Source organism: Allostreptomyces psammosilenae, assembly GCF_013407765.1.
In the GTDB taxonomy this organism is placed as follows: Bacteria; Actinomycetota; Actinomycetes; order Streptomycetales; family Streptomycetaceae; genus Allostreptomyces; species Allostreptomyces psammosilenae.
On the sequence record NZ_JACBZD010000001.1, the window covers coordinates 4,711,955 to 4,734,312 of the forward strand.

At 75.2% G+C, this 22,358-nt stretch carries 23 protein-coding genes; 7 read left to right on the top strand and 16 right to left on the bottom strand.

The features are described from left to right. Window positions 1-64 precede the first annotated feature (64 nt). Together FHU37_RS19500 and FHU37_RS19505 are read left to right on the top strand one after the other, a co-directional pair. Window positions 65-523 carry a hypothetical protein gene (locus tag FHU37_RS19500; protein WP_179815429.1) on the top strand — a complete coding sequence of 153 codons (459 nt, stop codon included), beginning with the start codon at window positions 65-67 and terminating at the stop codon, window positions 521-523. 117 nt (window positions 524-640) lie between these two features. Further along, window positions 641-1,186 carry an AAA family ATPase gene (locus tag FHU37_RS19505; RefSeq protein ID WP_312892676.1) on the top strand — a complete coding sequence of 182 codons (546 nt, stop codon included), beginning with the start codon at window positions 641-643 and terminating at the stop codon, window positions 1,184-1,186. 68 nt (window positions 1,187-1,254) lie between these two features. On the opposite strand, the gene FHU37_RS19510 is transcribed toward FHU37_RS19505, so the two are convergent. The 4 genes from FHU37_RS19510 to FHU37_RS19525 all read right to left on the bottom strand — a co-directional run bounded on the left by FHU37_RS19510 (window position 1,255) and on the right by FHU37_RS19525 (window position 4,564). After that, window positions 1,255-2,265 carry a quinone oxidoreductase family protein gene (locus FHU37_RS19510; protein ID WP_179815430.1) on the bottom strand — a complete coding sequence of 337 codons (1,011 nt, stop codon included), beginning with the start codon at window positions 2,263-2,265 and terminating at the stop codon, window positions 1,255-1,257. Between the two features lie 66 nt (window positions 2,266-2,331). Beyond that, complete coding sequence (locus FHU37_RS19515) at window positions 2,332-3,186, bottom strand: SDR family NAD(P)-dependent oxidoreductase (protein ID WP_179815431.1); 855 nt, start codon at window positions 3,184-3,186, stop codon at window positions 2,332-2,334. A gap of 93 nt (window positions 3,187-3,279) precedes the next feature. Further along, window positions 3,280-4,203: a helix-turn-helix transcriptional regulator gene (locus FHU37_RS19520; protein WP_179815432.1), complete on the bottom strand. Its 924-nt coding sequence runs from the start codon at window positions 4,201-4,203 to the stop codon at window positions 3,280-3,282. Between the two features lie 34 nt (window positions 4,204-4,237). Then, a complete protein-coding gene (locus FHU37_RS19525; protein ID WP_179815433.1) occupies window positions 4,238-4,564 on the bottom strand; it encodes an ArsR/SmtB family transcription factor in 327 nt (108 codons plus the stop codon). A gap of 159 nt (window positions 4,565-4,723) precedes the next feature. On the opposite strand from FHU37_RS19525, the gene FHU37_RS19530 reads away from it, so the two are divergent. After that, entirely contained in the window at window positions 4,724-6,370 is a 1,647-nt protein-coding gene (locus tag FHU37_RS19530) for an MFS transporter (RefSeq protein WP_179815434.1), read from the top strand. A 264-nt stretch (window positions 6,371-6,634) separates the two neighbouring features. On the opposite strand, the gene FHU37_RS19535 is transcribed toward FHU37_RS19530, so the two are convergent. Both FHU37_RS19535 and FHU37_RS19540 read right to left on the bottom strand, forming a co-directional pair. After that, window positions 6,635-7,723, bottom strand: coding sequence for a CU044_5270 family protein (locus FHU37_RS19535; protein WP_179815435.1), 1,089 nt, complete (start codon window positions 7,721-7,723; stop codon window positions 6,635-6,637). Further along, window positions 7,720-8,358 (bottom strand): RNA polymerase sigma factor, encoded by a 639-nt coding sequence (locus FHU37_RS19540; protein ID WP_179815436.1) that lies wholly within the window; start codon window positions 8,356-8,358, stop codon window positions 7,720-7,722. Before FHU37_RS19540 ends, FHU37_RS19535 begins: the two co-directional genes overlap by 4 nt. Before the next feature lie 228 nt (window positions 8,359-8,586). Here FHU37_RS19540 and FHU37_RS19545 point away from each other — a divergent pair, with 228 nt between their 5' ends. Both FHU37_RS19545 and FHU37_RS19550 read left to right on the top strand, forming a co-directional pair. After that, window positions 8,587-9,210, top strand: coding sequence for a TetR/AcrR family transcriptional regulator (locus FHU37_RS19545; RefSeq protein ID WP_179816403.1), 624 nt, complete (start codon window positions 8,587-8,589; stop codon window positions 9,208-9,210). A gap of 174 nt (window positions 9,211-9,384) precedes the next feature. Beyond that, on the top strand, window positions 9,385-10,569 hold the full coding sequence (locus tag FHU37_RS19550; protein WP_179815437.1) for an alpha/beta hydrolase family protein: 1,185 nt from the start codon (window positions 9,385-9,387) through the stop codon (window positions 10,567-10,569). A gap of 98 nt (window positions 10,570-10,667) precedes the next feature. Here FHU37_RS19550 and FHU37_RS19555 read toward each other — a convergent pair whose 3' ends face one another. The 9 genes from FHU37_RS19555 to FHU37_RS19595 form a co-directional block, all read right to left on the bottom strand. Further along, entirely contained in the window at window positions 10,668-11,351 is a 684-nt protein-coding gene (locus FHU37_RS19555) for a 4'-phosphopantetheinyl transferase family protein (protein ID WP_179815438.1), read from the bottom strand. After that, window positions 11,348-12,316, bottom strand: coding sequence for a metallophosphoesterase family protein (locus FHU37_RS19560; RefSeq protein WP_179815439.1), 969 nt, complete (start codon window positions 12,314-12,316; stop codon window positions 11,348-11,350). Before FHU37_RS19560 ends, FHU37_RS19555 begins: the two co-directional genes overlap by 4 nt. 409 nt (window positions 12,317-12,725) lie before the next feature. Next, complete coding sequence (locus tag FHU37_RS19565; RefSeq protein WP_218904085.1) at window positions 12,726-13,115, bottom strand: STAS domain-containing protein; 390 nt, start codon at window positions 13,113-13,115, stop codon at window positions 12,726-12,728. A gap of 211 nt (window positions 13,116-13,326) precedes the next feature. Continuing rightward, window positions 13,327-14,631, bottom strand: a complete 1,305-nt coding sequence (locus FHU37_RS29400) for a PP2C family protein-serine/threonine phosphatase (RefSeq protein ID WP_179815440.1) — start codon at window positions 14,629-14,631, stop codon at window positions 13,327-13,329. Then, entirely contained in the window at window positions 14,628-15,845 is a 1,218-nt protein-coding gene (locus tag FHU37_RS28460; protein ID WP_179815441.1) for a SpoIIE family protein phosphatase, read from the bottom strand. The genes FHU37_RS29400 and FHU37_RS28460 overlap by 4 nt, the downstream gene beginning before the upstream one ends. Window positions 15,846-15,850: 5 nt before the next feature. Next, a complete protein-coding gene (locus FHU37_RS19580; RefSeq protein WP_312892677.1) occupies window positions 15,851-16,276 on the bottom strand; it encodes an ATP-binding protein in 426 nt (141 codons plus the stop codon). After that, complete coding sequence (locus tag FHU37_RS19585; RefSeq protein WP_179812179.1) at window positions 16,269-16,682, bottom strand: STAS domain-containing protein; 414 nt, start codon at window positions 16,680-16,682, stop codon at window positions 16,269-16,271. The genes FHU37_RS19580 and FHU37_RS19585 overlap by 8 nt, the downstream gene beginning before the upstream one ends. Then, window positions 16,679-17,605, bottom strand: coding sequence for an STAS domain-containing protein (locus FHU37_RS19590; RefSeq protein WP_179815442.1), 927 nt, complete (start codon window positions 17,603-17,605; stop codon window positions 16,679-16,681). Before FHU37_RS19590 ends, FHU37_RS19585 begins: the two co-directional genes overlap by 4 nt. A gap of 152 nt (window positions 17,606-17,757) precedes the next feature. Beyond that, window positions 17,758-18,150, bottom strand: coding sequence for a tetratricopeptide repeat protein (locus FHU37_RS19595; protein ID WP_179815443.1), 393 nt, complete (start codon window positions 18,148-18,150; stop codon window positions 17,758-17,760). Window positions 18,151-18,325: 175 nt separating this feature from the next. Here FHU37_RS19595 and FHU37_RS19600 point away from each other — a divergent pair, with 175 nt between their 5' ends. Together FHU37_RS19600 and glnA2 are read left to right on the top strand one after the other, a co-directional pair. Continuing rightward, on the top strand, window positions 18,326-19,090 hold the full coding sequence (locus tag FHU37_RS19600) for a TetR/AcrR family transcriptional regulator (protein WP_179815444.1): 765 nt from the start codon (window positions 18,326-18,328) through the stop codon (window positions 19,088-19,090). 313 nt (window positions 19,091-19,403) lie between these two features. Next, window positions 19,404-20,765: a gamma-glutamylpolyamine synthetase GlnA2 gene (gene glnA2, locus FHU37_RS19605; protein WP_179815445.1), complete on the top strand. Its 1,362-nt coding sequence runs from the start codon at window positions 19,404-19,406 to the stop codon at window positions 20,763-20,765. A 119-nt stretch (window positions 20,766-20,884) separates the two neighbouring features. Here the strand turns inward: glnA2 and FHU37_RS19610 are convergent, their stop codons facing one another. Further along, entirely contained in the window at window positions 20,885-22,156 is a 1,272-nt protein-coding gene (locus FHU37_RS19610; protein ID WP_179815446.1) for a GNAT family N-acetyltransferase, read from the bottom strand. Window positions 22,157-22,358: the final 202 nt, after the last annotated feature.

Below are 22,358 nucleotides of genomic sequence, written 5' to 3' on the forward strand. Positions count from 1 at the left end.
CGCCCCGACAGTCACGGCGGGCGCTCCTCGACGGCCGGAACGCTGTGCGCATCGGAGGGACGCGGTGAACAAGACAGCCTGCTCACTGGGGGTGGGAGCGGCCCTGGTGGGGGCCCTGCTGACGCCCGGGACCGCCCACGCCTCGTGGCAGTCGGCGCACCAGGGCATACACGTCGTCTGGCACAACCAGACCTACTGCGATCTGCGGCTCACCGACGGAGAGGTGAGCGAGGGGCTGTGGGACGAGATCCCGCCCCTGGGCATCCTGGCCCGCAGCGACGCCATCTTCTCCGCCGAGTCGGTCTCGGCCGACGCCGGCGGCTCGGTGGGCACCATCGCCTACACGAGCGAGGACTGCGACAATCCCCTGCACGACAACCTCCAGCTGCGGTTCAACTGGGAGTACCTGGAGTCCGGCGAGGTGTCCCAGGACTTCACCGGCACGGCGCCGTCGTTCAACACCTTCTTCACCGGCGGCGGCCAGAGCAGCAGGGTCGTGCACGCCTTCTTCCAGGAGCTGTGACCCCAGGGCCGGGTGGCCCCGGCGAAAAACCGGGTGACCAGGCCGGCGACGGCGTGGTGCACTCCGCGCGGGAGGCGGTGGGGACGGGCCGCCGCGGACGCGTCGGGAGGAGCGAGCGTGGACGAGGTCCCGCGCCACGAGGTGCTGCTGATCGCCGGGCGCTCGGGGGTGGGGAAGTCCACCGTGGGGTGGGAGGTGTCCGCCCTGCTCCGGGCCGCCTCGGTGGCGCACTGCCTGCTGGAGGGCGACCTGCTGGACCAGATCCACCCCGCGCCGGCGGACGACCCGCACCGTTCGAAGATCACCGAGGACAACCTGACGGCGGTGTGGCGCAACTTCGCCGCCCGCGGGCACCACCGGCTGGTGTACACCAACACGGTCAGCGTCCTGGAGCCGGACATGTTCGTCCGCGCCCTGGGCGGTGCCCCGCGGATCGTGGGAGTGCTGCTCACCGCGGGGGACGACACGGCCCGGCGGCGCCTGGAGGCCCGGGAGATCGGCAGCCAACTGGACGCGCACCTGGTCCGCAGCGCCCGGATGGCCCGCCACCTGGACGCGGTGGCGCCGCCCTGGGTCGCCCGGATCGCCACGGACGGCCGGAGCGTGCCGGAGATCGCGCGGGACGTGGTCGCGGCGACCGGGTGGTGCCCCGGGCCGGAATGACCGGCCCGTTCCCGGTCGGCGTCGGGTCTTCCCGCGCCACCGCCGCACCCGGGCCCGGCCGGTGGCCGTCAGGCGCCGCCGACCCGCAGCACCAGCTTGCCGGTGGAGGCGCCGGACTCGATCCGCCGGTGCGCCTCGGCCGCCTCCTCCAGGGTGAGCTCCTCGACGGCCACCTGCACGTCCCCGGCGGCCACCACCCGGAGCGCCCAGCGCAGCGCGGCACCGGCCTGCGTCGGGTAGGCGGCGGTGAACGCGGCCAGGTTGAAGCCGGCCACCGCACGGTTGGTGAGCCAGAGTTCGATGGTGGACACGGCCACGTCGGCGGCGCCGGAGGCGTTCCCCATCACCACCAGCCGCCCGGTCGGGGCCAGCACGTCCAGGCTCTGCCGCCGGGTCGGCCCGCCCACGGGATCCACGACGACGTCGAAGCCGCGCCCCCCGGTGAGCCCGGGGGCCCGCTCGGCCACCTCCTCGCGCAGGATGACGTCGTCGTAGCCGAAGGCCTTCGCCACCTCCAGCTTGCCCGGGCTGCCGACCGTCCCGACCACCCGGCCGGCGCCGAGCAGCCGCGCCACCTGCCCGAGCTGGCTGCCGACGCCGCCGGCCGCGGCGTGCACCAGGACGGACTGCCCGGCCTCCACCCGCGCGATCTTGTTCAGCACGACGTACGCGGTGGTGGTGTTGGACGGCACCGCGGCGGCGGTGGCCAGGTCCAGGCCGGAGGTGGCACCGTCCCCGGACGGGGAGCCGCCGTCCAGCGGCACGACCAGCTCCGCCGCCGTGACCACCGTCCCCGCGTAGCCGCCGCTGTCCACGATGGTCAGCGCCGCCACCGGCTGGCCGACGGCCAGCCCCCGCACGCCGGGGCCCAGCGCCCGGACGCGGCCGGAGACCTCGATGCCGGGGACGAAGGGCAGCGGCACGTCCGCCATGCCGCGCCGGTAGAGGACCTCGGCGAAGTTGGCGCCGGCGTAGGCCACGTCCACGGAGACCTGGCCGGGGCCCGGCACCGGGTCGGCCAGCTCGACGAGGCGCAGCACCTCGGGGCCACCGAACTCGGGGATCGTGACGGCTTTCATGACGACTCCAGGAGCGAGGGAGGAACGGTCGTGCGGCTGATTTCGGGGAGGAGGGACGCCGGCGGCCTAGCGGTGCGGGGGGATGGAGCCGACCAGGCCGCCGTCCACCACGAGGTCCTGGCCGGTGATGAAGGAGGCGTCGTCCGAGGCCAGGAAGGCCACCGCGGCGGCCACCTCCTCCGGCCGGCCGAAGCGGCCGAGCAGGGTGCTCGCCCGGGCCAGCGCGGCCTCGGCCGGATCCACCTGGTCCTCCGGGTACATCGGCGTGTCGATGAATCCGGGGCTGACCGAGTTGACCCGGATCCGCCGTCCCGCCAGGGCGCTGGCGAGGGTCCGGGCCAGGTTGTGCACGCCGGCCTTGGACGCCGAGTAGACGGAGGCCTGCGCCATTCCGCGGTGCAGCGTCCAGGAGGCGTTGAGCACCACCGAGGCGCCCTCGGCGAGCAGCGGGAGGGTCTTCTGCACGGTGCGGAAGACACCCTTGAAGTTGACGTCGATGGTGGCGTCGACATCGGCGTCGGTCAGCTGCTCGAAGGGCTTGAAGGTGCCGATGCCGGCGTTGGCGAAGACCACGTGCAGCCGCTCGTGGGCCTCGCCGACCCGGCGCACCAGCTCGTCGAGGTCGGCCGGCTCGGCCACGTCGGCGCGGACGGCGAGGACGCGGTCGGGTTCCTTCTCCGGGTGGGCGAGCCCGTCGCGCAGCTGCGCCTCGGCCGCCGCCAGCCGCGCCTCGGACCGCCCGGTGATGACGACGCTGGCTCCCTCGTCGAGCAGCCGGCGGGCCGTGGCCAGGCCCATTCCGCTGCTGCCGCCGGTGATCAGGGCGGTCCGGCCGACGAAGCGGCTGGCCTGTCGCTCGGGGAGCCGGGCGGCGCCGGCGGTCGCGGGGGAGTGCTGCGGGGTTTCGGGCGTTGTGGTCATGACCAGATCGTCCTGGGTCGCCGCGCGATCACCCAGTGTCAGTTGATGCTGGTTCTGCCACCACCACCCACGGCGGGGGCAGGATGAGCCGGCTCAGCCGGCCTCGGCCCGCTCCCCGGCGGGGGAGGCGTCCGGCCGCGCCGTCTCCACCGCGGCCATCCAGCGCTCCAGCCGTGCGGCGGTGCCGGTGCCGGGGGCCGGGTTGTGCAGCAGCAGGCGGTCGTCCGGGCGGTGCGGGAGCGGCAGCGAGGTGTACTCGAAGGTCAGCTCCCCCGCCTCGGGGTGCCGCAGTGCCTTGATGCCCTGGGCCACTGGGCTGACGTCGTGCCGGGCCCACAGCTCGGCGAACTCCGGGCTGACCGCGGACACCCGCTCGGCGAGGCGGGCGAAGGCCGGGTCGTCGGGGTGGCGCCCGGCGTCGTGCCGGAACTGGCCGACGACCTGCGGGGCCATCTCGGCCCAGTTCCGGACGGCGCCGCGGTAGCGGTCGTTGGTGAAGAACGCGATCAGGCAGTTGTGGTCGCGGGAGGTGAGACCGAAGATCTCCCGCGCCGCGGCGTTGGTGGCGATGAAGTACCAGTGCCGGTCCAGGACGTACGCCGGCTTGGGTGACCAGCCGTCGAGGAGCCGTTGCAGGGAGGGCTCGACGGGCAGGCGCGGCGCTGCGGGCCGCACCTGCGGGGGGTTGAGCCCGGCGAGCCGGTAGAGGTGCTGGCGCTCGGGTTCGGACAGCCGCAGGGCGCGTGCCACGGCGTCCAGCACCTCGGCGGAGACGTTGATGTCGCGGCCCTGCTCCAGCCAGGTGTACCAGGAGACGCCGACCCCGGCGAGCACGGCGACCTCCTCGCGGCGCAGGCCGGGGGTGCGGCGGCGGCCCGCGGCGGGCATGCCGACGTCCTCGGGGGAGAGCCGGGCGCGCCGGGTGCGCAGGAAGTCGCGCAGTCCGTTCCGGCGCGCCGTCGACCCGTTCGATGCGTGTGGCCGGTCGGCCGCCGGCGCAGTCCCGTGGTTAGCCATCCCGGGGAGAGCGTACCCGTCGGGCGCCGGCCGGTCAGGAGGCCGCGTCCCCCTCCTCGCGCAGCAGCAGCTCCAGCAGGCCGGGCAGGCGGACCTCGATGTCCTCGCGGCGCAGGCGCACCACGGTCTGGTTGCCGAGGTCGGTCGTCCAGATCAGCCCGGCGTCGCGCAGCACCCGGAAGTGGTGGGTCCGGGTGGACTTGGCGACCGCCAGGTTGAAGGAGCCGCAGGACCGCTCGGTGCCCTCCGGCGCGCGTGCCAGCGTGGTCACGACGCCGCGCCGACGGGCGTCGGCGAGCGCGGCCAGCACGCGGCCGAGTTCGATCTCGTCGCGGTCGGGGTGTCCATCGGCGTCCGGCATCGGGCCTCCTCGCCACCAGGTCCTATTGACATCGTACCTGTGGGCCTCCTAGCGTCCGGCTAGGTACGAAGATGCTCGCACCTTCGATCATTATCGTACCTAGTTCCCGCCCGCCGGGCGCGAACCGCGCGAACCCCCACCCCGGAGGAAAAGACCGTCATGGAGTTGGCCGCGGAGCCGTCCCCAACCCAGCCCCCGAGCCCGGAACCGGCGCCACCGCCCGCGTCCCCGGCCGTCTCCCCGGCGGCGTCCCCGCCGGAACCGAGCACCGCGCCGGCGGCACGCGAGGCCGGCCCCACCGTGGTCCTGGTCGCCGTCCTGCTCGCGGTGGCCGTCGTACCGATGTCGATCTCCGGCACCGGCGTGGCCCTGCCCCGCATCGGCGACGACACCGGCGCCAGCCTCCCCGCCCTCCAGTGGGTGGTGAACGCCTTCAACCTGGCCTTCGCCTGCCTCACCCTGGCCTGGGGCTCACTCGCCGACATCATCGGCCGGGTGCGGGCCTTCGCCCTCGGCGCCGCCGTCTTCGCCGCCGCCTCCCTGGCCAGCGCCGCCACCAGCGACATCGTGCTCCTCGACATCGCCCGCGCGGTCGCCGGCGTCGGCGGCGCGGCGATCCTGTCCTCCGGCAGCGCGCTGCTCGCCGGCGTCTTCCACGGAGCCGCCCGGACCAGGGCCTTCGCCCTCTTCGGCACGGTCGCCGGCATCGCGCTGGCGCTCGGCCCCACCGTCTCCGGGCAACTCGTGCAGACCCTGGGCTGGCGCTGGATCTTCGTCCTGCACGCCCTCGCGCTGCTCGTGGTCCTCGCCCTGACGCCGGCCGTGGCCCGCCGGGACACCTCCGTGCCCAGGGGCGGCCGGGTCGACCTCGCCGGCACGGCGCTCTTCGTCGCCTCGCTCGCCGTGGCGATGACCGCCATCGTCCAGGCCTCCCGATGGGGCTGGGGGAGCGCAGCCACCCTCGGCATGCTCGGCGTGAGCCTGCTGCTGCTCGCCGCCTTCGCCGCCGTCGAACGGCGGGTCACCGCCCCGATGCTGGACCTGGCCGTGCTCCGCAACCGCCGCTTCCTCGGGGTCTGCCTGGTGCCGGTCGCCGGATCCTTCGGCTTCGTGACGCTGCTGACCTACCTGCCCACCTACCTGACGACCGTCACCGAACGGGACAGCGCCACCGCCGGCTGGGTCATGCTGCTGCTCACCAGCCCGGTGCTGCTGTGCCCCGTGCTCGCCGGACGCCTGGTCACCGCCGGTGTGCCCAGCACGGCGCTGCTGCTGGGCAGCCTGGTCTGCCTGGTCGCCGGGGACGCCGCCCTGCTGCTCAGCGGGCCGGAGGTGACGACGGCGCTGCTGGCCGTGCCGCTGCTGCTGGTCGGCGTCGGCTTCGGGCTGGCGGCCGGACTGGTGGACGCCCAGGCCCTGGAGATGGTGCCGACCCACCAGGCCGGCATGGCGGCCGGATTCCTCAACACGCTGCGGCTGGGCAGCGAGGCGGTCGCCGTGGCGGTCTACGCCTCGCTGCTGGCCACGCTGATCCGCGTGCGGATCACCGACGGCGTCGCCGCGGACAGTGCCGGAGCCAACGTCCCCACCGGAGCGGACCCGGCCGCGCTGGCCGAGCACGCCGCCGCCGGCGACGTCGCCGGCGCCACGGCGGACGGCGGGACCACGGCGGAGCTGACCCGCCTCCTGGTGAGCGGCTACGACGGCGCCTTCCACACGATGGCCTGGCTGCTGGCCGCCGTCTGCGCCGCCCTGACCGTGCTGATCGCCGTACTGCTGCGCCCCGAGCGCCCGGCCCGCCCCTGACGCGCCCCGGGCCGGCCCGAGACACGGCGCCCGCCCGCCGTCGGCACGACGGCGGGCGGGCGCTTGTCGGTTCGGGAGCCGTGGGACGAGGGCTACCGGACCACCGGTCCGATCCTGCTGGCGACGCTCCGGGAGTTGTCCACAGCCCCGAAAGGGTGACTGTGCCCGGCCCGTCGCCCCGTGGGATTCTGGAATCGGGGGTCCCCAGGGCGCTCTGCATCGTGGTGCCCGATTTCAGCCCACGCGCGCCGAACTGTCCCCAGGTCAGCTGGCCTCGGCCGGGACCTCGCCCGCCTCGTCCACCACGGCGCGGGTGAGTATCGCGTTGGAGGAGATCACCGTGCCCGCCGGGACGCCAAAGCTGTCGGTGAGCGCGATCTGGCGCTCACCGAGGAACTCCAGGGTCTCCTCGTCGAAGATCCACTCCACCCGCACGTTTCCGCTGTCCTCCACCCGTGCGACGGCCACGCCGCTCCGTCCCGCCGCGTCCTCCACGTCGTCGATCCGCTCCACGCCGGGGATCTGCGCGGCCGCCTGGTACAGGGCCGCGCTGAGCCCGGGGGGCGCCAGGGTGTCCCTCAGCAGGTCGCCGATGGTGCTGAACGCCTTGTCGCCCGGGGTGGTGCCATTACCTTCGTTGCCCTGGTAGATGAGCGCCAGCAGCTCCTCCGGGTCGGTCGGAAGCGACTCCAGGTAGCGGTAGTCGGGCGAGTTGAGGCCAGGGCCGAGCAGCTCCTCCGGATCCGGGTGCCGGCAGACGTCACCCTCCGGGGAACGAGTGCAGACCATGATGCCGCTGGTGTCCCTGGTGTCCAGCGGGTAGCGCGTCCCATCCTCCTCGATCAGCAGGCCCTCCTGGCTGCTGTTGACCGAGTCCCAGACCTCCCTGGAGCGGGGCTCCGGCACCGTGACCTGGCCGTCCTCGTGCACGGAGCCGCTGCCCAGGCTGGCGATGTACACGAACTGGTCGTCGCGCACCTCGACGGCCGGCTGCTCGGCCGCGGCCAGCGCGATGCGGTCGAGCAGCTCCACCGCCCCGTTCGAGTTCTCCGCGCCGACGGTGACGGAGGGGCCCGGCGCGTTCCCTCCCAGTGGGGAGACGCCGCCGGTGACGAGCACCCCCGCGACGGCCGCCGCCGCGACCAGCGGCGCCAGCGCCAGGGTGGCCAGCCGGCGCGGCCGGCGGGACGCCGCCGCGGTGGCCGCGCGGTCCTGATTGATCTCCTGCATCAGATGCTCCTTGAGGAGGCGGTGACGGTCGGGCGGGAGCTCCGGGTCGGCCGGGGCAGGCAGCAGCCGGCCCAGTTCCTCACGCTCGACCGTCTCCGGCCGCCGTCGCGGGGTGGCGTTCATCGGGTCTTCTCCTGGTTCGACCGGGCCGCGGTGGTGCGGCCGCCCTGTACCTGTCCGCTGCCGGGGAGCGGTTCCGGCTTCTCGCCGCCCCGGCCCAACTCCGCCTCGGTGAGTCTGCGCAACTTGCTCCTGGCGCGGGAGAGCCGGGAGCGGACCGTGCCGACCGGCACCCCCAGCGCCTCCGCCGCGGAGGCGTAGTCCAGCCCCGCCCACACGCAGAGGGTGAACACCTCGCGTTCGGCCCTGCGCAGCCTGCGCAGGGCACGCTGCGCGGCGGCCAACTGCTCGGCGTCCACCATCCGCCCGACCAGCTCGTCGGCGAAGTCCGGCACGATCTCCCGGGCGGGCAGGCGGGCCAGCGCCCCCTGGTGCCGACGCGCGGCCCGGGTGGTGTTGCGCAGCACGTTGGTGGCGATGCCGAGCAGCCACGGCCGAGGGCTGTCGCCCTCCGGGCGCAGCTTGCCCCGCAGCCGCCAGGCCTCCAGGAAGGTGAGGGAGACGACGTCCTCGGCGGTGCTCCAGTCGCCGGTCACCCGCACGGCGTGGGCGTAGACGGCCCGCGCGTGCGCGTCGAACAGCTCGGTGAACGCGCCCGGGTCCCCGGATATCAGCCGGGCTCTCAAAGACAGTTCCACACGTAGTCCTGTCCGCTCGGCCGGTCGCGTTCCCGTTGTGTGTCGATTGTCGTGCCGATCGTGGTGCCGACCGTACCGCCGGGTGCCGGGGTCGGGGGTGACCCGGTCACAGGTGAGGACGGGTAACGCGCGACTAGAGTGGGGCGGGTGGGCGAGCGGACGGCGGAACCGGAACGGGGAGCGGGACCCGAGGCGACGGACGAGGGGGCGGCGGGGCCGCCGACGGGCCTGCGGGAGCGCAAGCGGGAGCGGACCCGCCGGGCGCTCTCCGACGCGGCGATCACGCTCTTCCTGCGGCACGGCTTCGACCAGGTCTCGGTGGCCGACATCGCGGCGGCGGCGGAGGTGTCCAAGCCGACGCTCTTCCGCTACTTCCCCGCCAAGGAGGACCTCGTCCTGCACCGGATCACCGACCACGAGGGCGAGTACGCCCGCGTGGTGCGCGAGCGTCCGGAGGGCGAGGCGCCGCTGGCGGCCCTGCGCCGGCACTTCACCGCACGGCTGCGCGCCCACGACCCGGTCACCGGGCTCAACGACGACCCCGAGGTGCTCGCCTACCGCCGGCTGCTCTACGCCACGCCCAGCCTGCTGGCCCGGCTCACCCACTACACCAGCCGCGACCAGGACGCGCTGGCCGAGGCGCTGCGCGAGGCGGCCCCGGCCGTGCCGCACGACCTGCTGCCGGACCTGGCCGCCGCGCAGCTGATCGCGCAGCACCAGGTCCTGGCCCGGGCGAACTGGCACAGGATCGAGGCGGGCCGCACGGCGGCGGAGGTCCAGCCGGAGGCGGAGGCGGACGCCGAGCGCGCCTTCTCGCTGCTCGGCGACGGGCTGCGCCCCTACTACGGCTGAGCCGCCGGCCCCCCTCCTCGGCCGCCGACCGCCGGGCGGTCGGCCCCACCGAAGGTCGCCCCACCCGTCAGCCCGGGGGATGACCCCGCGGTGCCCCGGTACCCTCCGAGGGGCAGTCAGATCCCGACCTTGGACGGTGTTCCGGCCGGGTGATGCTCACTTAGCGTATTCGGCATGCACAGAACCCGACGGGCGCTCATCAGCGCCTTACTCGCCACGCTCACCATCGCCGGCACGGTCGGCGGCGCCACCGCGGCCACCGCGGCGACCACCCCCGGGGCGACCCCGCTCGTCACCGCCAGTGACGAGGCGCCGTCCACCCGGCTGTCCCTGCCGCGGCCCACCGGCCCGTATCCGGTCGGCACCTCCACGCTCCACCTCGTCGACCACGACCGGCTCGACCCGTGGGTGCCGGAGTCCGGCGACCGCCAGCTGATGGTGTCGATGTACTACCCGGCGGCGGTGGCCGTCGGGCGGCCCTCCCGGTACATGACGTCGGACGAGGCCACGGCGCTGCTCGGCGGCCTCGGCCTCGGCGACGTCGAGGCCGGGGCGCTCAGCGGCACCAGGACGCACGCCCTGGTGGACGCTCCGCCGCTGCCCCGCCCTCGGGCCCTCCCGCTGGTGGTGCTCTCGCCCGGCTTCACCCTCTCCCGCGCCACGCTGACCGGCCTGGCGGAGGACCTGGCCAGCAGGGGCTACGTCGTGGCGACCGTGGACCACGCCCACGAGACCTACGGCACGACCTTCCCGGGCGGGCGGGTCACCCCCTGCGTGGCCTGCGAGGTGGACGCCCCGGACCTGGGTGACCGGGTGACCGAGGGGCGTTCCGCCGACGTGTCCTTCGTGCTGGACCGGTTGACCGGGCCGAACCCGGCCTGGCACGGCAGCTGGCTGATCGACTCCTCGCGGATCGCCATGGTGGGCCACTCCGTCGGCGGTGCCAGCGCCGCGCGCACCATGCTGGAGGACGACCGGGTGGACGCCGGCGCCAACATGGACGGCAGCTTCTTCACCGACCTGACCGGGCTGGACCGGCCGTTCCTGATGCTGGGCGCTCCCGGCCCCGGGGGCGCCGACGACCCGTCCTGGGTGCGGGAGTGGGAGCACCTGACCGGTTGGAAGCGGTGGCTCGCCCTGACCGGCTCGGGACACTTCTCCTTCATCGACTTCCCCCTGCTCGCCGCGCAGCTCGGGGTCACGGATCCGAGCGTCCCGCTGGCCGGGGACCGGTCGATGGAGATCACCCGGGCCTACGTCGGCGCCTTCCTCGACCAGCACCTGCGCGGGCGCTCGCGACCGCTGCTGGACGGGCCGTCGGAGGCCTTCCCGGAGGTGACGTTCAAGCCGGCCGGGTGATCGGCCGGATGATCCGAGGGGACCGAGGGGACGCGCGTAGGGGGAGCGTGTGGTCCCGCGGCCGCGGGGTGGTGGCCCGCCCGGTGCGGGCCACCACCTCAGCCGGCCGCGCCGTCCGCCGGCCGGGGGGCCGGGACCGCGATCGCGGTCAGCACCAGTCCGTCGCGCGCCATCCACCGCCCCTCGAAGCCGGGGAGCCGGCGCCCGTCGACCACCGGCCCGGGCACCAGCAGCCGCGCGGTGAAGGTGCCGGCGTCCGGGGCGATGGTCAGCGCGGCCTGCTCGAACCCCAGCCACCGGCCGGTGAGCGGGAACCACGCCTTGTAGACCGACTCCTTGGCGCTGAACAGCAGCCGGTCCCAGCTCACCTCCGGACGGGCCTTCAGCAGCGAGTCGACCTCGGCCCGCTCCTCGGGCAGCGCGACGCTGTCCAGCACCCCGTCCGGCAGCGGCCCGTGCGGCTCGGCGTCGACCCCCACGGACGCCAGGTCGGCCGCCCGGGCCAGGACCGCCGCCCGGTAGCCGTCGCAGTGGGTGATGGAGCCCACCACGCCGTCCGGCCAGCGGGGCTCCCGCCGGGGGCCGGGCAGCACGGGGGCGGGCGGCAGGCCGAGGTGGGCCATGGCCTGCCGGGCACACCACCGGGCGGTGGTGAACTCGCGCCGCCGCTTGCCGACCGCCCTGGTCAGCAGGGCCTCCTCCTCGGGGAAGAGGTAGGCGTCGGCGGGGTCCTCCCGGCTCTCCGCGGCGGCGACGCAGGCCGGCAGCAGCTCCTCGATCACCGGCCACCGCCCCCGGGCGCGCCGGCCCCGCGCTCGCCGACCTGGGAAGGGCCGACCGGGGGAGTGCCGGCCGCGGGGGACGCCGCCGGGGTGGGGGAGGGCCGGCCGGACAGCAGCCCCTCGTTGACGCCGGTCGGCACGTGCCGCAGCACGTCCCGCAGCAGGCCCTGCGGCAGGCCGTGGCGGCGCCACTCGCGGGGGTAGCCGAGCGACACCTCCTCGAACCGCACCCCGTCGTACCAGGTGGTCCGCGGGATGTGCAGGTGCCCGTAGACCATCACGGCGGTGTCGAAGCGCAGGTGCCAGTCGGCCGTCGCCGTGGTGCCGCACCACTGGGCGAACTCCGGGTAGCGCAGGATGTCGGTGGGCTGGCGCACCAGCGGGTAGTGGTTGACGAACACCAGCGGTGGGCCGCCCTGCACGGCCTCCAGCCGCCGCTCGGTCTCCGCGACCCGGGCCCGGCACCAGGCGTCCCGGCTGGGGTACGGGTCGGGGTACAGCAGGTACTCGTCGGTGCAGACGATGCCGGCGGCCCGCGCCTGGGCCAGCGACTCCTCCTTGGTGGGGGCCGTCGGCGTCCGGAAGGTGTAGTCGTACAGCAGGAACAGCGGGGCGATCCGGACCGGTCCGCCCTCGCCCTCCCACACCGGGTACTCGTCCTCCGGGGTGACGACCCCCAGGCCCCGGCAGAGCTCGACGAGGTGCCGGTAGCGGGCCTCGCCGCGCAGCTGGACCGGGTCGGACTCCTGGGTCCACAGCTCGTGGTTGCCCGGAGCCCACACCACCTTCTCGAAGCGGGACGCGAGCAGCCGCAGGGTCCATTCGATGCCTTCGACCTTCTCCCCGATGTCGCCGGCCACCAGGAGCCAGTCGCCCTCGGACCGGGGCCGCAGCTCCTCGACGATCCTGCGGTTGTCGTCGTAGGAGATGTGCAGGTCGCTGACGGCCAGCAGGCGCCCGCTCATGACGCGTCGCCGGGGGCTGGTGTGTTCACGGTGTCCTCCTCCGGTACCGCGGGTCGGCGCCCGCCGCGGCCGGCGCTGGGGCGGCACGGCGACGGATCATGGTCCGACGGTACGTCAGGGGAGGTCGCCGGCGCGACACCCCCTTGGGCGGGTGTCGTCACGGGCGCGCCGCGGGCGGCGGGAGGGGCGGGCCTCGGACCGCCGCCGGGACGAGGCCCGCCGCCGCTCGACCGGCACGGGGGGAACCGGGAGCGGCGGCGGGCCACCTGACGCACCCGGCCGGTCGAGCGCCGAGCGGGCGTCCGGGGGGAGACGCCCGTCGCGGGCCGGCGGGGTGCGGCTCGCCGGTGCGCGCCGAGGGGGGGAAGCGCGTCACCGCGAGCGAACCGGGGGCGGGGGGAGGGTCCGTTCAGACGGCCTCGGACAGGGTGGGGCGGCCGACGGCGGCGTCGACGCTCGGGTAGACCACGAACACCTCGCCCAGCCCGGTCATCGCCAGCAGACGGGTGACGTTCTCGCTGGGCGCCGCCAGCTTGACCACGCCGTCGAAGTGGTTGTGCACCTTGTTGACGATGGTGACGAGGATTCCGATGCCGGTGGAGTCGATGAACCCCACCCCGGACAGGTCGAGGACCAGCCGGTCGGCTCCCGCCGCCACCAGCTCCAGCAGGGTCCGGCGCAGCAGCGGGCCGGCGTCGAGGTCGATGTCCCCGCGGAGTTCGACGACGGCGTGCCCGGCCTCCTGGCGCACCGCCGCGACGCTCGGGCTGAGCTGGGTCGGGTCCTGGATCTGGTTCACGTGACCACTCCTTCGTCGCCTGCCGTCGTGCCCGGGCCGAGGGCCGGTGCCGCGTTCCCTGGGGAACAGGTGAGGGATGGTGAGGTACCTGCCCTCAGCAACGATCCTTGCCGGATGTCCGGCTCTTACACCTGCCGGGTACGGAAAGTCTCGGTGCGGTCGCCCTGGCGCGACATCCCGCCCACCACCCCGGCCCGGGTGTGGGCGGGCGTCAGCCGGCGTCCGGCTGCCGGCGCAGCGCCAGCGCCAGGGTGTCGTCGCGGTGGTCCGCCTGGTCCAGCACGGTGGCGGCGAGCCGGCGCGGGAACTCCTCCAGCGGCTCCCGGCGCAGCCTGGCGGCGTGCTCGGCGAGCAGGTCCATGCCCGCGATGATGTCGCGGGTGGCCTCGACCAGGCCGTCGGTGTAGAGCAGCAGGGTGTCGCCGGGCGCCAGGTGGGTGGTGGACACCTCGTCGCTGCCCGCCCGGGGGTAGCCCACCGCCCGGCCGCGCGCCTCGACGTAGTGCGGCTCGCCGACGGCCGGGATGTGCAGCAGCGGCGGGTGGCTGCCGCCGGCGATGCGGGCCCGGCCGGTGTCCGGCTCCACCTGGGCGATCAGCACGGTGGCGACCAGCCCGGGGTTGTGCCGGGTGAGCAGCAGGTCGGCGTGGGCGACCAGCTCGCCGATCGGGTGGCCCTCCAGGGCGAGGGTGCGCAGCGTGTGGGTGACGGCGATGGCGTCCCGGGTGGACTTCACGCCGTGGCCCATGACGTCGACCACGCAGACGTGCAGGGTGCCGTCCGGCAGCACCAGCCAGTCGTAGAGGTCGCCGCCGGTGGGGAACTGGGGGTCCGCGGGCTGGTAGTGCACGGCGGTGCGCACGCCGTCCAGGTGGGGTGGCGGCGGGCGCAGCGCCTCCTCCAGCTCGTGGAAGACGGCGCGGTGGGCGCGGCGCAGCGCCTCGTCGCGCTGCTCCAGGTCGACGTAGAGCGCGAGCACCCCCCGGTTGGTCTCCTCCAGTTCGGCCGACAGCTGCGCGACCTGCTCGGTCTGCCGTTCGCAGCGGGCCGTGGCGAGCCGGAGGTGGTGCAGCAGGGCGGCCTGCGCGCTGGCCGGGGCGGGGTCGCCGTGCCCGGCGGCGGGCGGCGGGCCCGGTGGGGCGGCCGGCGGTTCCGCGCCGCGCGGCGCGGGCACCCGGGGGAGGGCCCGGCGCAGCCGGAGGGTGTCCGGCCGTTCGGCCGGGGCCAGGCCGGCGGCGCGGGCGGTGTCCGGGAGCGGCAGCGGGCCGTCGCCGCGGGTGGCGACCACCTCCACGGTGAGCGTCGCCGGGCCGTCGTCGTCCAGGCGGGCGCTGACGGCTGGTGCGCGCCCCTCCCGCAGCGCGGCCTCGGCGGCGTCGGCCACGGCCAGGGCGATCAGCGGCTGCTCGGACGCCGGCAGGGCGCTGCCGGTGGTGACCCGCAGCACCTCCCCGGCCACGCCGGGGACGTCGTCGGCGGTGGTCACCCGCCACCGGCCGGCCACGGGCGTGCTCACGCGGCCTCCCGGGGCGGGCAGTCGGCGACCAGCACGGTGGCGTCGTCCCGGCCGCGGGTGTGGTCCCGGAGCAGCACGGTGGCCATGACCGGGGGCGGGGTGCGCAGCAGGGCGGGGCGGTCGGTGAGGTTCCAGCGGGTGTTGAGGCCGTCGGTGTGCATGATCAGCCGGTCGCCGGGGTTCAGTCGCAGCTCCTGGTCGGTGGGGGCGGGGATCTGCCGGCCGAGCGTGCCGGGGCGGCCGACGAGCCGCCAGGGCCGGCCCTGCGCGGGCTGCACGGCGAGCACGACGTTGCCTATCCCGGCGGCGCGCAGCACGGAGCGCGCCGGGTCCAGGTGGGCGATGACGGCGGCGGCGCCCCGGGTGTGGCGGAGCCGCTGGTGCAGCGCGGACAGCAGGCGGGCGGGGGACGGGCCGGCGGCGGGGCCCGTCGGGGCGGCGGGGGCCGGTGGGGTGGCGCGTTCCGCCGCGGCGCCGGGTGCGGACCGGCCGGCGGACCGGCCGCCGGGCGCGGTGCCGGTGCCGGGCGCCGCGAGGCCTGCCGCGAGCTCGGGCAGGACGGCGGTGGCCAGCTCGGCCGCCTCGGCGGCGGCTGGGCCGTGGCCGAGGCCGTCGACCATCAGCAGCAGCGTGCCGGCACCGCCCAGGGTGAGGACGGCGACGGCGTCGCCGCAGGCGGTCTCCCCGGTGGCGGGCAGCCGGAGCACGGTGAGGTCCTCGGCGGGCCGGTCGGGGAGCGTGGCGCCGCCGGGAGCGGGGCGCGGGGCGCCGGGCGGGGCGAACCGGGCGTGCACCACGGTGCCCTCGCGCGGCTCGCTGAAGATGCTCGTGCCGGCGGACTGGCGGCGCACCGCGCCGAGCCCGGCGCCGAGGCCGCCGCCGGTGGAGTAGCCGTCGCGCAGGCAGCGCCGCACGTCCGCCATGCCGGGGCCGTGGTCGAGCGCCAGCACCTCCAGGGAGCCGTCCCGCAGGGCGGGCTGCAGGAGCAGCGACCCGCCGCGGGTGTGCTTGACGACGTTGCTGGCCAGTTCCGACACCACGATCGCGATGCGTTCCCGCTCCACCACGCCGTAACCCAGCCCGGTGGCGAGGCGCCCGGCCACCCGGCGGGCCTCGTGCACCGAGCTGGGGTCGTCCATCTCCACCCGCAGGGTCGGCTCGGGCACGGTCAGCGAGCCGGCCGGCGCGGGCTCCGGCACGGGGGAGGGCGGCACGGCGCTCACCGGCCCGCCCAGCGGACCGCCGTCACGGTGGTGCCCCGCCCCGGCGCGCTGTCCACCTCGAAGTCGTGCACCAGGCGGCGGGCGCCGCCGAGGCCGAAGCCCAGCCCGGTGCCGGTGGTGTAGCCGTCGCTGAGCGCGGTCTCCACGTCCGGGATGCCGGGGCCGGTGTCCTCGACGACCATGCGCACGCCGGCGCGCCCGACCGGGGAGCGCACCAGCTGGACCCGGATGCGCCCGCCGCCGCCGTGCACCAGGCAGTTGCGGGCGAGTTCGCTGGCGGCGGTGACCAGCTTGGTCTGCTCCACCAGGGAGAAGCCGGCGGCCACGGTGGCGGCGCGCACCGCCTGCCGGGCGCGGACCACGTCGGCGTCGGTGGCGATCGCCAGCTCCTCCGGGAAGGAGGGTGAGATGCTGTCAGCCACGGAGGGCACCGGGATTCTCCCCAGCCGTGTAGCGGGGCAGCTGGACCGGCTGGGCCGTGCCCGCGAGCTTGTCCATCGCCTGCTCGACGTCCAGGGCGGTCTCCACCCCGGGCAGCGGCAGGCCGAGCTCGACCAGGGTGATGGCGACGGCCGGACGCATGCCGGCGAGCACCAGGCGGGCGCCGAGCAGCCGGGCCATGCCGGCGATGTCCACCAGGGTGCGGGCGATGAAGGAGTCGACCAGCTCCAGCTTGCTGATGTCCAGCATCACGCCGCGCGCGGCGGTGTCCGCGATGCGCTGGCCGAGCTCGTCGGCGAAGGCGGTGGCGGTGGCGTCGTCGAGTTCCGTCTGCGCGGTGGCGAGCAGGTAGTCGCCCAGCCGGATGATCGGGATGCTGCTGCTCACGCCGGGCCGCCTTCGCCGGGGCGGGGCAGGGGGGCGGTGTGGGCGGTGGGCATCGTGCCGCCGACCAGGCCGACGGCGGTGACGAAGGCGTCGGCCAGGTTGGCGCGGGTGGTGATGCCGGTCAGGTCGACGCCGAGCTGCACCATGGTCTGCGCCGTCTGCGGGCGGATGCCGCTGATCAGGCATTCGGTGCCCATCAGCCGGGCGGCGGTGACGGTCTGCAGCAGGTGCTGGGCCACCAGGGTGTCCACCGTGGGCACCCCGGTGACGTCGATGATCGCGACGCGGGCGGCGTTGGCCTGGATCGACTCCAGCAGGGACTCCATCACCACCTGGGTGCGGCCGGTGTCCAGGGTGCCGATCAGCGGGACGGCCAGCACGCCCTGCCACAGGCTGATCACCGGGGTGGACAGCTCCAGCAGCTGCTCGTTCTGCCGGGCGATCACCGCCTCGCGGCTGGAGACGAAGGTCTCGAAGACCAGCACGCCGGCCCGGTTGATCATCCGGTCCAGCGCGATGACCACGTCGAAGTCCTCGTGCAGGGCGGACTTGCCCGGGTCGGTGGTGGTCTGCTGGGCGCGCAGCACGTGTACCACGGCCTCCTTCAGGCCGAGCACGGCGGCGGCGGTGCTGCCGGGCGGCAGGCCGTAGCGGGCCCAGCGCGCCGACAGCTCCACGATCAGGCCGCGCAGCGGCTCGTGACGCTCCACCATCTCGGCCAGCGGCACGTCCGCGGCCAGGCCGCCGAGCAGGGCGTCGAGGAGGTCGGAGGCCTGCTGGTCCAGTTCCTCCGTGCTGGCGCCCACGCCGTGTGGGTGGTACTCGGCCTGGAGGTCCGCCCAGGTGCTGACTATCTCGGCGCGGTGCGCGCCGAGGACCGAGGCGACCCGGTCTCGGATGTGGTCCGACTCCTGTGCAGGCATCGGCGGAAGGCTCCTCACCGCTTCGGTGGACCGGAAACGCCCGCAATGGTAGCGACCGGGTCGGTGAGGGAGTGCGGCGCGCCGACCGGGACGATCATCCGACCGTCGGCCCGGCGCGGCGAGGGTCGGGCCCGGCGTGGGCCGGGCGCCCGCTACCCGCCGACCGAGGCCAGCGCCTCCAGCCGGTAGGTGTCCGGGCGCATCGCCCAGGCGATCCGGTAGTGCCCGCGGGCCTCCGCCGGCCGGTTCTGCCGCTGCAGGGTCTTGCCGAGCAGCAGGTGGGCGTAGTCGTCGTCCGGCGCGATCTCGATCAGCCGGCGCAGCACGTCTTCGGCCTGCCGCAGTTGCGCCGAGTGGAAGTGGGCGCGCGCCTGGAGCAGCAGCACCGACGGCTTGTCGCCGTACGCGGCGAGCACCGGGCCGAGCGCCCGCAGGGCGCCCAGCGGATCCCGGGCCTCCAACAGGGCCTCGGCGTAGCGGAAGCTGCCGACCGGGTCGTCCTCGGGCTCCAGCCAGGGGGCGTCCGGATTCTGTGGGCCGGTCATGTCCTCTTCTCCCCTCCGGCGTCGCGCCGCCGTCCCGGGCGTCGTCCGCCTGGGAGCTACCACTCTACGACGGGCGTCGCTAAAACGTCGATCGTCGCACAATCAACTACTGTCGCCAAAACCCCAGCCGTCGCCTAAGCGGCGGGTGTCGACGACAGCCGGTAGGCTCCTCGGCATGGGACGGGACGGTGAGGTGATCACGGCGGAACGCCCGGCGGGCGGCGCCGGCTGGGCGGCGGTGGCCGGGCGGCGGGAGGACCCGCGGGTGCGGCGCACCCGGGACCTGCTGCGGCGCGCCGCGCTGGAGCTCGCGGCGGAACGCGACCCGGACGGGATCACCGTCGCCGACATCGCCGAGCGGGCCACGGTCAACCGGGCCACCGTCTACCAGCACTACGCCGACCGCGACGCGCTGCTGCTGGACGCCATGGGGGAGACCATCGCCGACCTCTCCCGGGCCTGCGCCCGCTGTCCGCTGACCTCGCCCTCCGAGCGCGTGCCGGCGGAACTGGTGGAGCTGTTCCGGCACGTGGAGCGGCACGCCGCGCTGTACGGCCGGGTGCTCGGCCCGCGCGGCAGCGCACGGGCCGCCGGCCGGCTGCGGGAGGTGCTGGCCGAGGAGATCTTGGCCCAGCTCACCGCGGCCGCCCCGGCGCCGGCCGTCCCCGGGTCGGCGGACCCGGCCCCGCCGGCGGTCCCGACGCCCGCCGCGCCGGACCGGGCGGCGGGGCGCGCCGGGGGCGTCGCGGCGGCCCCGGCCAGGGCGGAGGGCGTCCCGCCGGCGCAGCGGGCCCACTACCTGGCCGGCGCCCTCGCCGGACTGTTCGCGCACTGGCTCGGCGAGGGCGCCGAACGGAACGGCAAACCGGCCCCTCGGATGCCCGCCGAGACCATGGCGCGGCACGCGTGGAGCCTGCTCGGGGGCGCCGCCGCGCGCTGAGCACCACCCCCGCCGGGCGGGACGGCCGGTCGGGATGGGACCGTGCGGGGGGACGGCCGGCCCGGGAGGCGAGCTGGAGGTGGTCAGGCGGCTTCCGCCGGGTACCCTCCAGTTGCGATCATCGGACCGCGGAGCACCGGTGCGCCGCGACTCGCCGGAGCGTCCCACGCGGGGGCGGTCGTTAACGCCCCCGCAACAGTCTGGCCACAGACTGGGACATACCGGCCATGGCCGGTGCGCGGCCGTCGCGGTCCCCCGGACACGTCGACGAGCCCCGACGGACGCAGACCAGCATGAGACGGGCAGGGAAGAAATGGACAAGCAGCAGGAGTTCGTACTCCGCACCCTGGAGGAGCGGGACATCCGCTTCGTCCGCCTGTGGTTCTCCGACGTCCTGGGCTTCCTGAAGTCCGTGGCCGTGGCACCGGCCGAACTGGAACAGGCGTTCAACGAGGGCATCGGCTTCGACGGCTCGGCCATCGAGGGCTTCGCCCGGGTCTACGAGTCGGACATGCTCGTGCAGCCGGACCCGGGCACCTTCCAGATCCTGCCCTGGCGCGCCGAGTCCCCCGGCACCGCCCGCATGTTCTGCGACATCGCGATGCCCGACGGCTCGCCCTCCTACGCCGACCCGCGGTACGTCCTCAAGCGCACCCTGGAGCGCGCCTCCGACCTCGGCTTCACCTTCTACACCCACCCCGAGATCGAGTTCTTCCTGCTCCAGGACAAGCCGACCGACGGCAGCCGGCCCACCCCGGCCGACACCTCCGGCTACTTCGACCACACCCCGCAGCCGGTCGGCCACGACTTCCGCCGCCAGGCGATCACCATGCTGGAGTCGATGGGCATCTCGGTCGAGTTCAGCCACCACGAGGGCGGCCCCGGCCAGCAGGAGATCGACCTGCGCTACGCCGACGCGCTCTCCACCGCCGACAACATCATGACCTTCCGGCTGGTGATGAAGGAGGTCGCGCTGGAGCAGGGGGTGCACGCCACCTTCATGCCCAAGCCGTTCTCCGAGCACCCCGGCTCCGGCATGCACACCCACCTGTCGCTGTTCGAGGGCGACCGCAACGCCTTCTACGAGGCCGGGGCGGAGTACCAGCTCTCCAAGACCGGCCGCTCCTTCATCGCCGGCCTGCTCAAGTACGCCGGGGAGACCTGCGCGGTCACCAACCAGTGGGTCAACTCCTACAAGCGCATCTGGGGCGGCACCCAGCGCACCGCCGGCGCCGGCGGCGAGGCCCCGTCCTACATCTGCTGGGGCCACAACAACCGCTCCGCGCTCATCCGGGTGCCGATGTACAAGCCCGGCAAGGACCAGTCCACCCGGGTCGAGGTGCGCTCGCTGGACTCCGCCTGCAACCCGTACCTGGCCTACGCCGTCATCCTGGCGGCCGGCCTGAAGGGCATCGAGGACAGCCTGGAGCTGCCGGCCGGCGCCGAGGACGACGTCTGGGCGCTGAGCGACAGCGAGCGCCGGGCCCTCGGCATCCGCCCGCTGCCGCAGAACCTCGGCGAGGCCATCGACCTGATGGAGCGCAGCGAACTGGTCGCGGAGACCCTCGGCGAGCACGTCTTCAGCTTCTTCCTGGCCAACAAGCGCCAGGAGTGGGAGTCCTACCGCGCCGAGGTCACCCCCTTCGAACTGCGCAACAACCTGCACACGCTCTGACGGCCACCGGCGCCGCGCGGCCGTCCGCCCGCCCGAAGGCCCCGCGGGGGGCCCGACCGGACCGGCCGGCGCGGGCCCGCCCCGCCCGACCACCGGGCGGGGCGGGCCCGCGCCCGTCCTCAGAAGCCGTCCGGGCACCAGGGGCGCAGCGGGGTGCGCAGCAGCGGATCGGCGCGGCCGAGGGCGCCCGGCCGCAACTCCTCGACCAGCCCCGCCGCCTCCAGCCGGGCGAGGGTCTCGCCCCCGAGGTACAGCGAGCCCAGCACGCTCACGTCCAGCCGGAGGTCCGCGCGTTCGCCGTCGGCGCGGTCGCAGCGCGCGGCGCCGTCCGGCGGGGACTCCAGCGCGAACCGGCCGGCGGCGTGCCCCGAGCGGTCCTCCACCTCGATCACCACTCGGCCCGGCACCGGGTAGCGGCGGGCGGTGAGCGCCGCCGGCACGTCGAGGATCCGCAGCCACAGGAAGTCGCAGTCCACCTCGGTGGCCCGGGCCGCCCGGGGGTCCCCGAGCAGCAGGGGCAGCGGGTCGTCCGGCGCCACGTTGTCCGCCACGACGGTGGTCACCCAGTCCACCGACAGGCAGTGGTGCCACAGTGCCGCCGAGGCCGTCCAGTCGGCGGTGACCAGGTCCAGCACGACCAGCCGGCTCGCCGGCAGCCCGCCCTCCCATGCCTCCTCCACCCGGTAGGTCAGCAGCCCCGTCGGGGTACCCCCGGCGTCCCGGTACACGGCGCGGAACGGTTCCGGGGTGTGCCGCAGCGGATGGCGCAGTACGCCCGTGTCGGTCCGCCACCATGCCGGCGGGCGGGGGACGGCCCCGGGTTGCCGACGCCGGAACGCGTCGTGGACGCCCGGCCCGACGCGGGCGGCCGTCTCGGTGTCGACCAGTTCCACCCGCCCCCGACGGGCCGCCTCCGGCAGCCGGATCCCCCCGGCCCGGGGCACGGCGATCCGGTAGCCGGACAGCCGGGTGGCCGGACCGAAGCCGAAGCGGCCGTAGACGCCCGCCTCGGCCGCGACGAGGATGGCGACCGGCTCGCCCCGCTCCGCCGCCCCCGCGAGCTCGCGGCGCATCATGCGGGTGAGCAGTCCCCGGCGCCGGTGCGTGGGCAGGACCGCGACGTTGGCGATCGCGTCCGCCGGGAGCACCGCGCCGCCCGGCACGGTGATCGCGCTGGGGAAGCCGCGGGCGGTGCCGACGCAGCGGTCCCCGTCGAAGGCGCCGAGGAGCCGGCCGGGGGAGTACGGCACGTGCCGCATCCGGTCCGCGGCGTCGGCCGGGGGGCGCAGGAACCCGACCTGGACGGCGGCCTTCCAGCGCGGGAACTCGTCCTCCGTTATGTACCGAACCGCCACGCCGTCGGTGGCGGTGGCGAATCGCGTGGAATTCATCGGATCAGCCTACGCGGGCCCGCCGAGGCCGGGCGGGTTTTTCCGGAGGCGGCGAAAGTGGGCGCGCGGCCCGGTTCTGTTGCTTTCGGTTGACGAATGTGAACGCGCGTGTCGCCAGTGTTTCCGCGCATTACTTTTTCCCTGTGGTGCTTCCCAGCCGGCGGTGGGGTGTGTGCATGATCTGACCGCGATCCGTTGCTGC

Excerpts from the sequence above, each read along its gene's own strand:
- FHU37_RS19590 (WP_179815442.1), bottom strand. The coding sequence starts at position 17,605 with ATGCCTGCACAGGAGTCGGACCACATCCGAGACCGGGTCGCCTCGGTC.
- FHU37_RS19510 (WP_179815430.1), bottom strand. The coding sequence starts at position 2,265 with ATGAAAGCCGTCACGATCCCCGAGTTCGGTGGCCCCGAGGTGCTGCGC.
- FHU37_RS19560 (WP_179815439.1), bottom strand. The coding sequence starts at position 12,316 with ATGAGCGGGCGCCTGCTGGCCGTCAGCGACCTGCACATCTCCTACGAC.
- FHU37_RS19550 (WP_179815437.1), top strand. The coding sequence starts at position 9,385 with ATGCACAGAACCCGACGGGCGCTCATCAGCGCCTTACTCGCCACGCTC.
- FHU37_RS19535 (WP_179815435.1), bottom strand. The coding sequence starts at position 7,723 with ATGAACGCCACCCCGCGACGGCGGCCGGAGACGGTCGAGCGTGAGGAA.
- FHU37_RS19525 (WP_179815433.1), bottom strand. The coding sequence starts at position 4,564 with ATGCCGGACGCCGATGGACACCCCGACCGCGACGAGATCGAACTCGGC.
- FHU37_RS19610 (WP_179815446.1), bottom strand. The coding sequence starts at position 22,156 with ATGAATTCCACGCGATTCGCCACCGCCACCGACGGCGTGGCGGTTCGG.
- FHU37_RS19600 (WP_179815444.1), top strand. The coding sequence starts at position 18,326 with ATGGGACGGGACGGTGAGGTGATCACGGCGGAACGCCCGGCGGGCGGC.
- FHU37_RS19515 (WP_179815431.1), bottom strand. The coding sequence starts at position 3,186 with ATGACCACAACGCCCGAAACCCCGCAGCACTCCCCCGCGACCGCCGGC.
- FHU37_RS19595 (WP_179815443.1), bottom strand. The coding sequence starts at position 18,150 with ATGACCGGCCCACAGAATCCGGACGCCCCCTGGCTGGAGCCCGAGGAC.
- FHU37_RS19520 (WP_179815432.1), bottom strand. The coding sequence starts at position 4,203 with ATGGCTAACCACGGGACTGCGCCGGCGGCCGACCGGCCACACGCATCG.
- glnA2 (WP_179815445.1), top strand. The coding sequence starts at position 19,404 with ATGGACAAGCAGCAGGAGTTCGTACTCCGCACCCTGGAGGAGCGGGAC.
- FHU37_RS19530 (WP_179815434.1), top strand. The coding sequence starts at position 4,724 with ATGGAGTTGGCCGCGGAGCCGTCCCCAACCCAGCCCCCGAGCCCGGAA.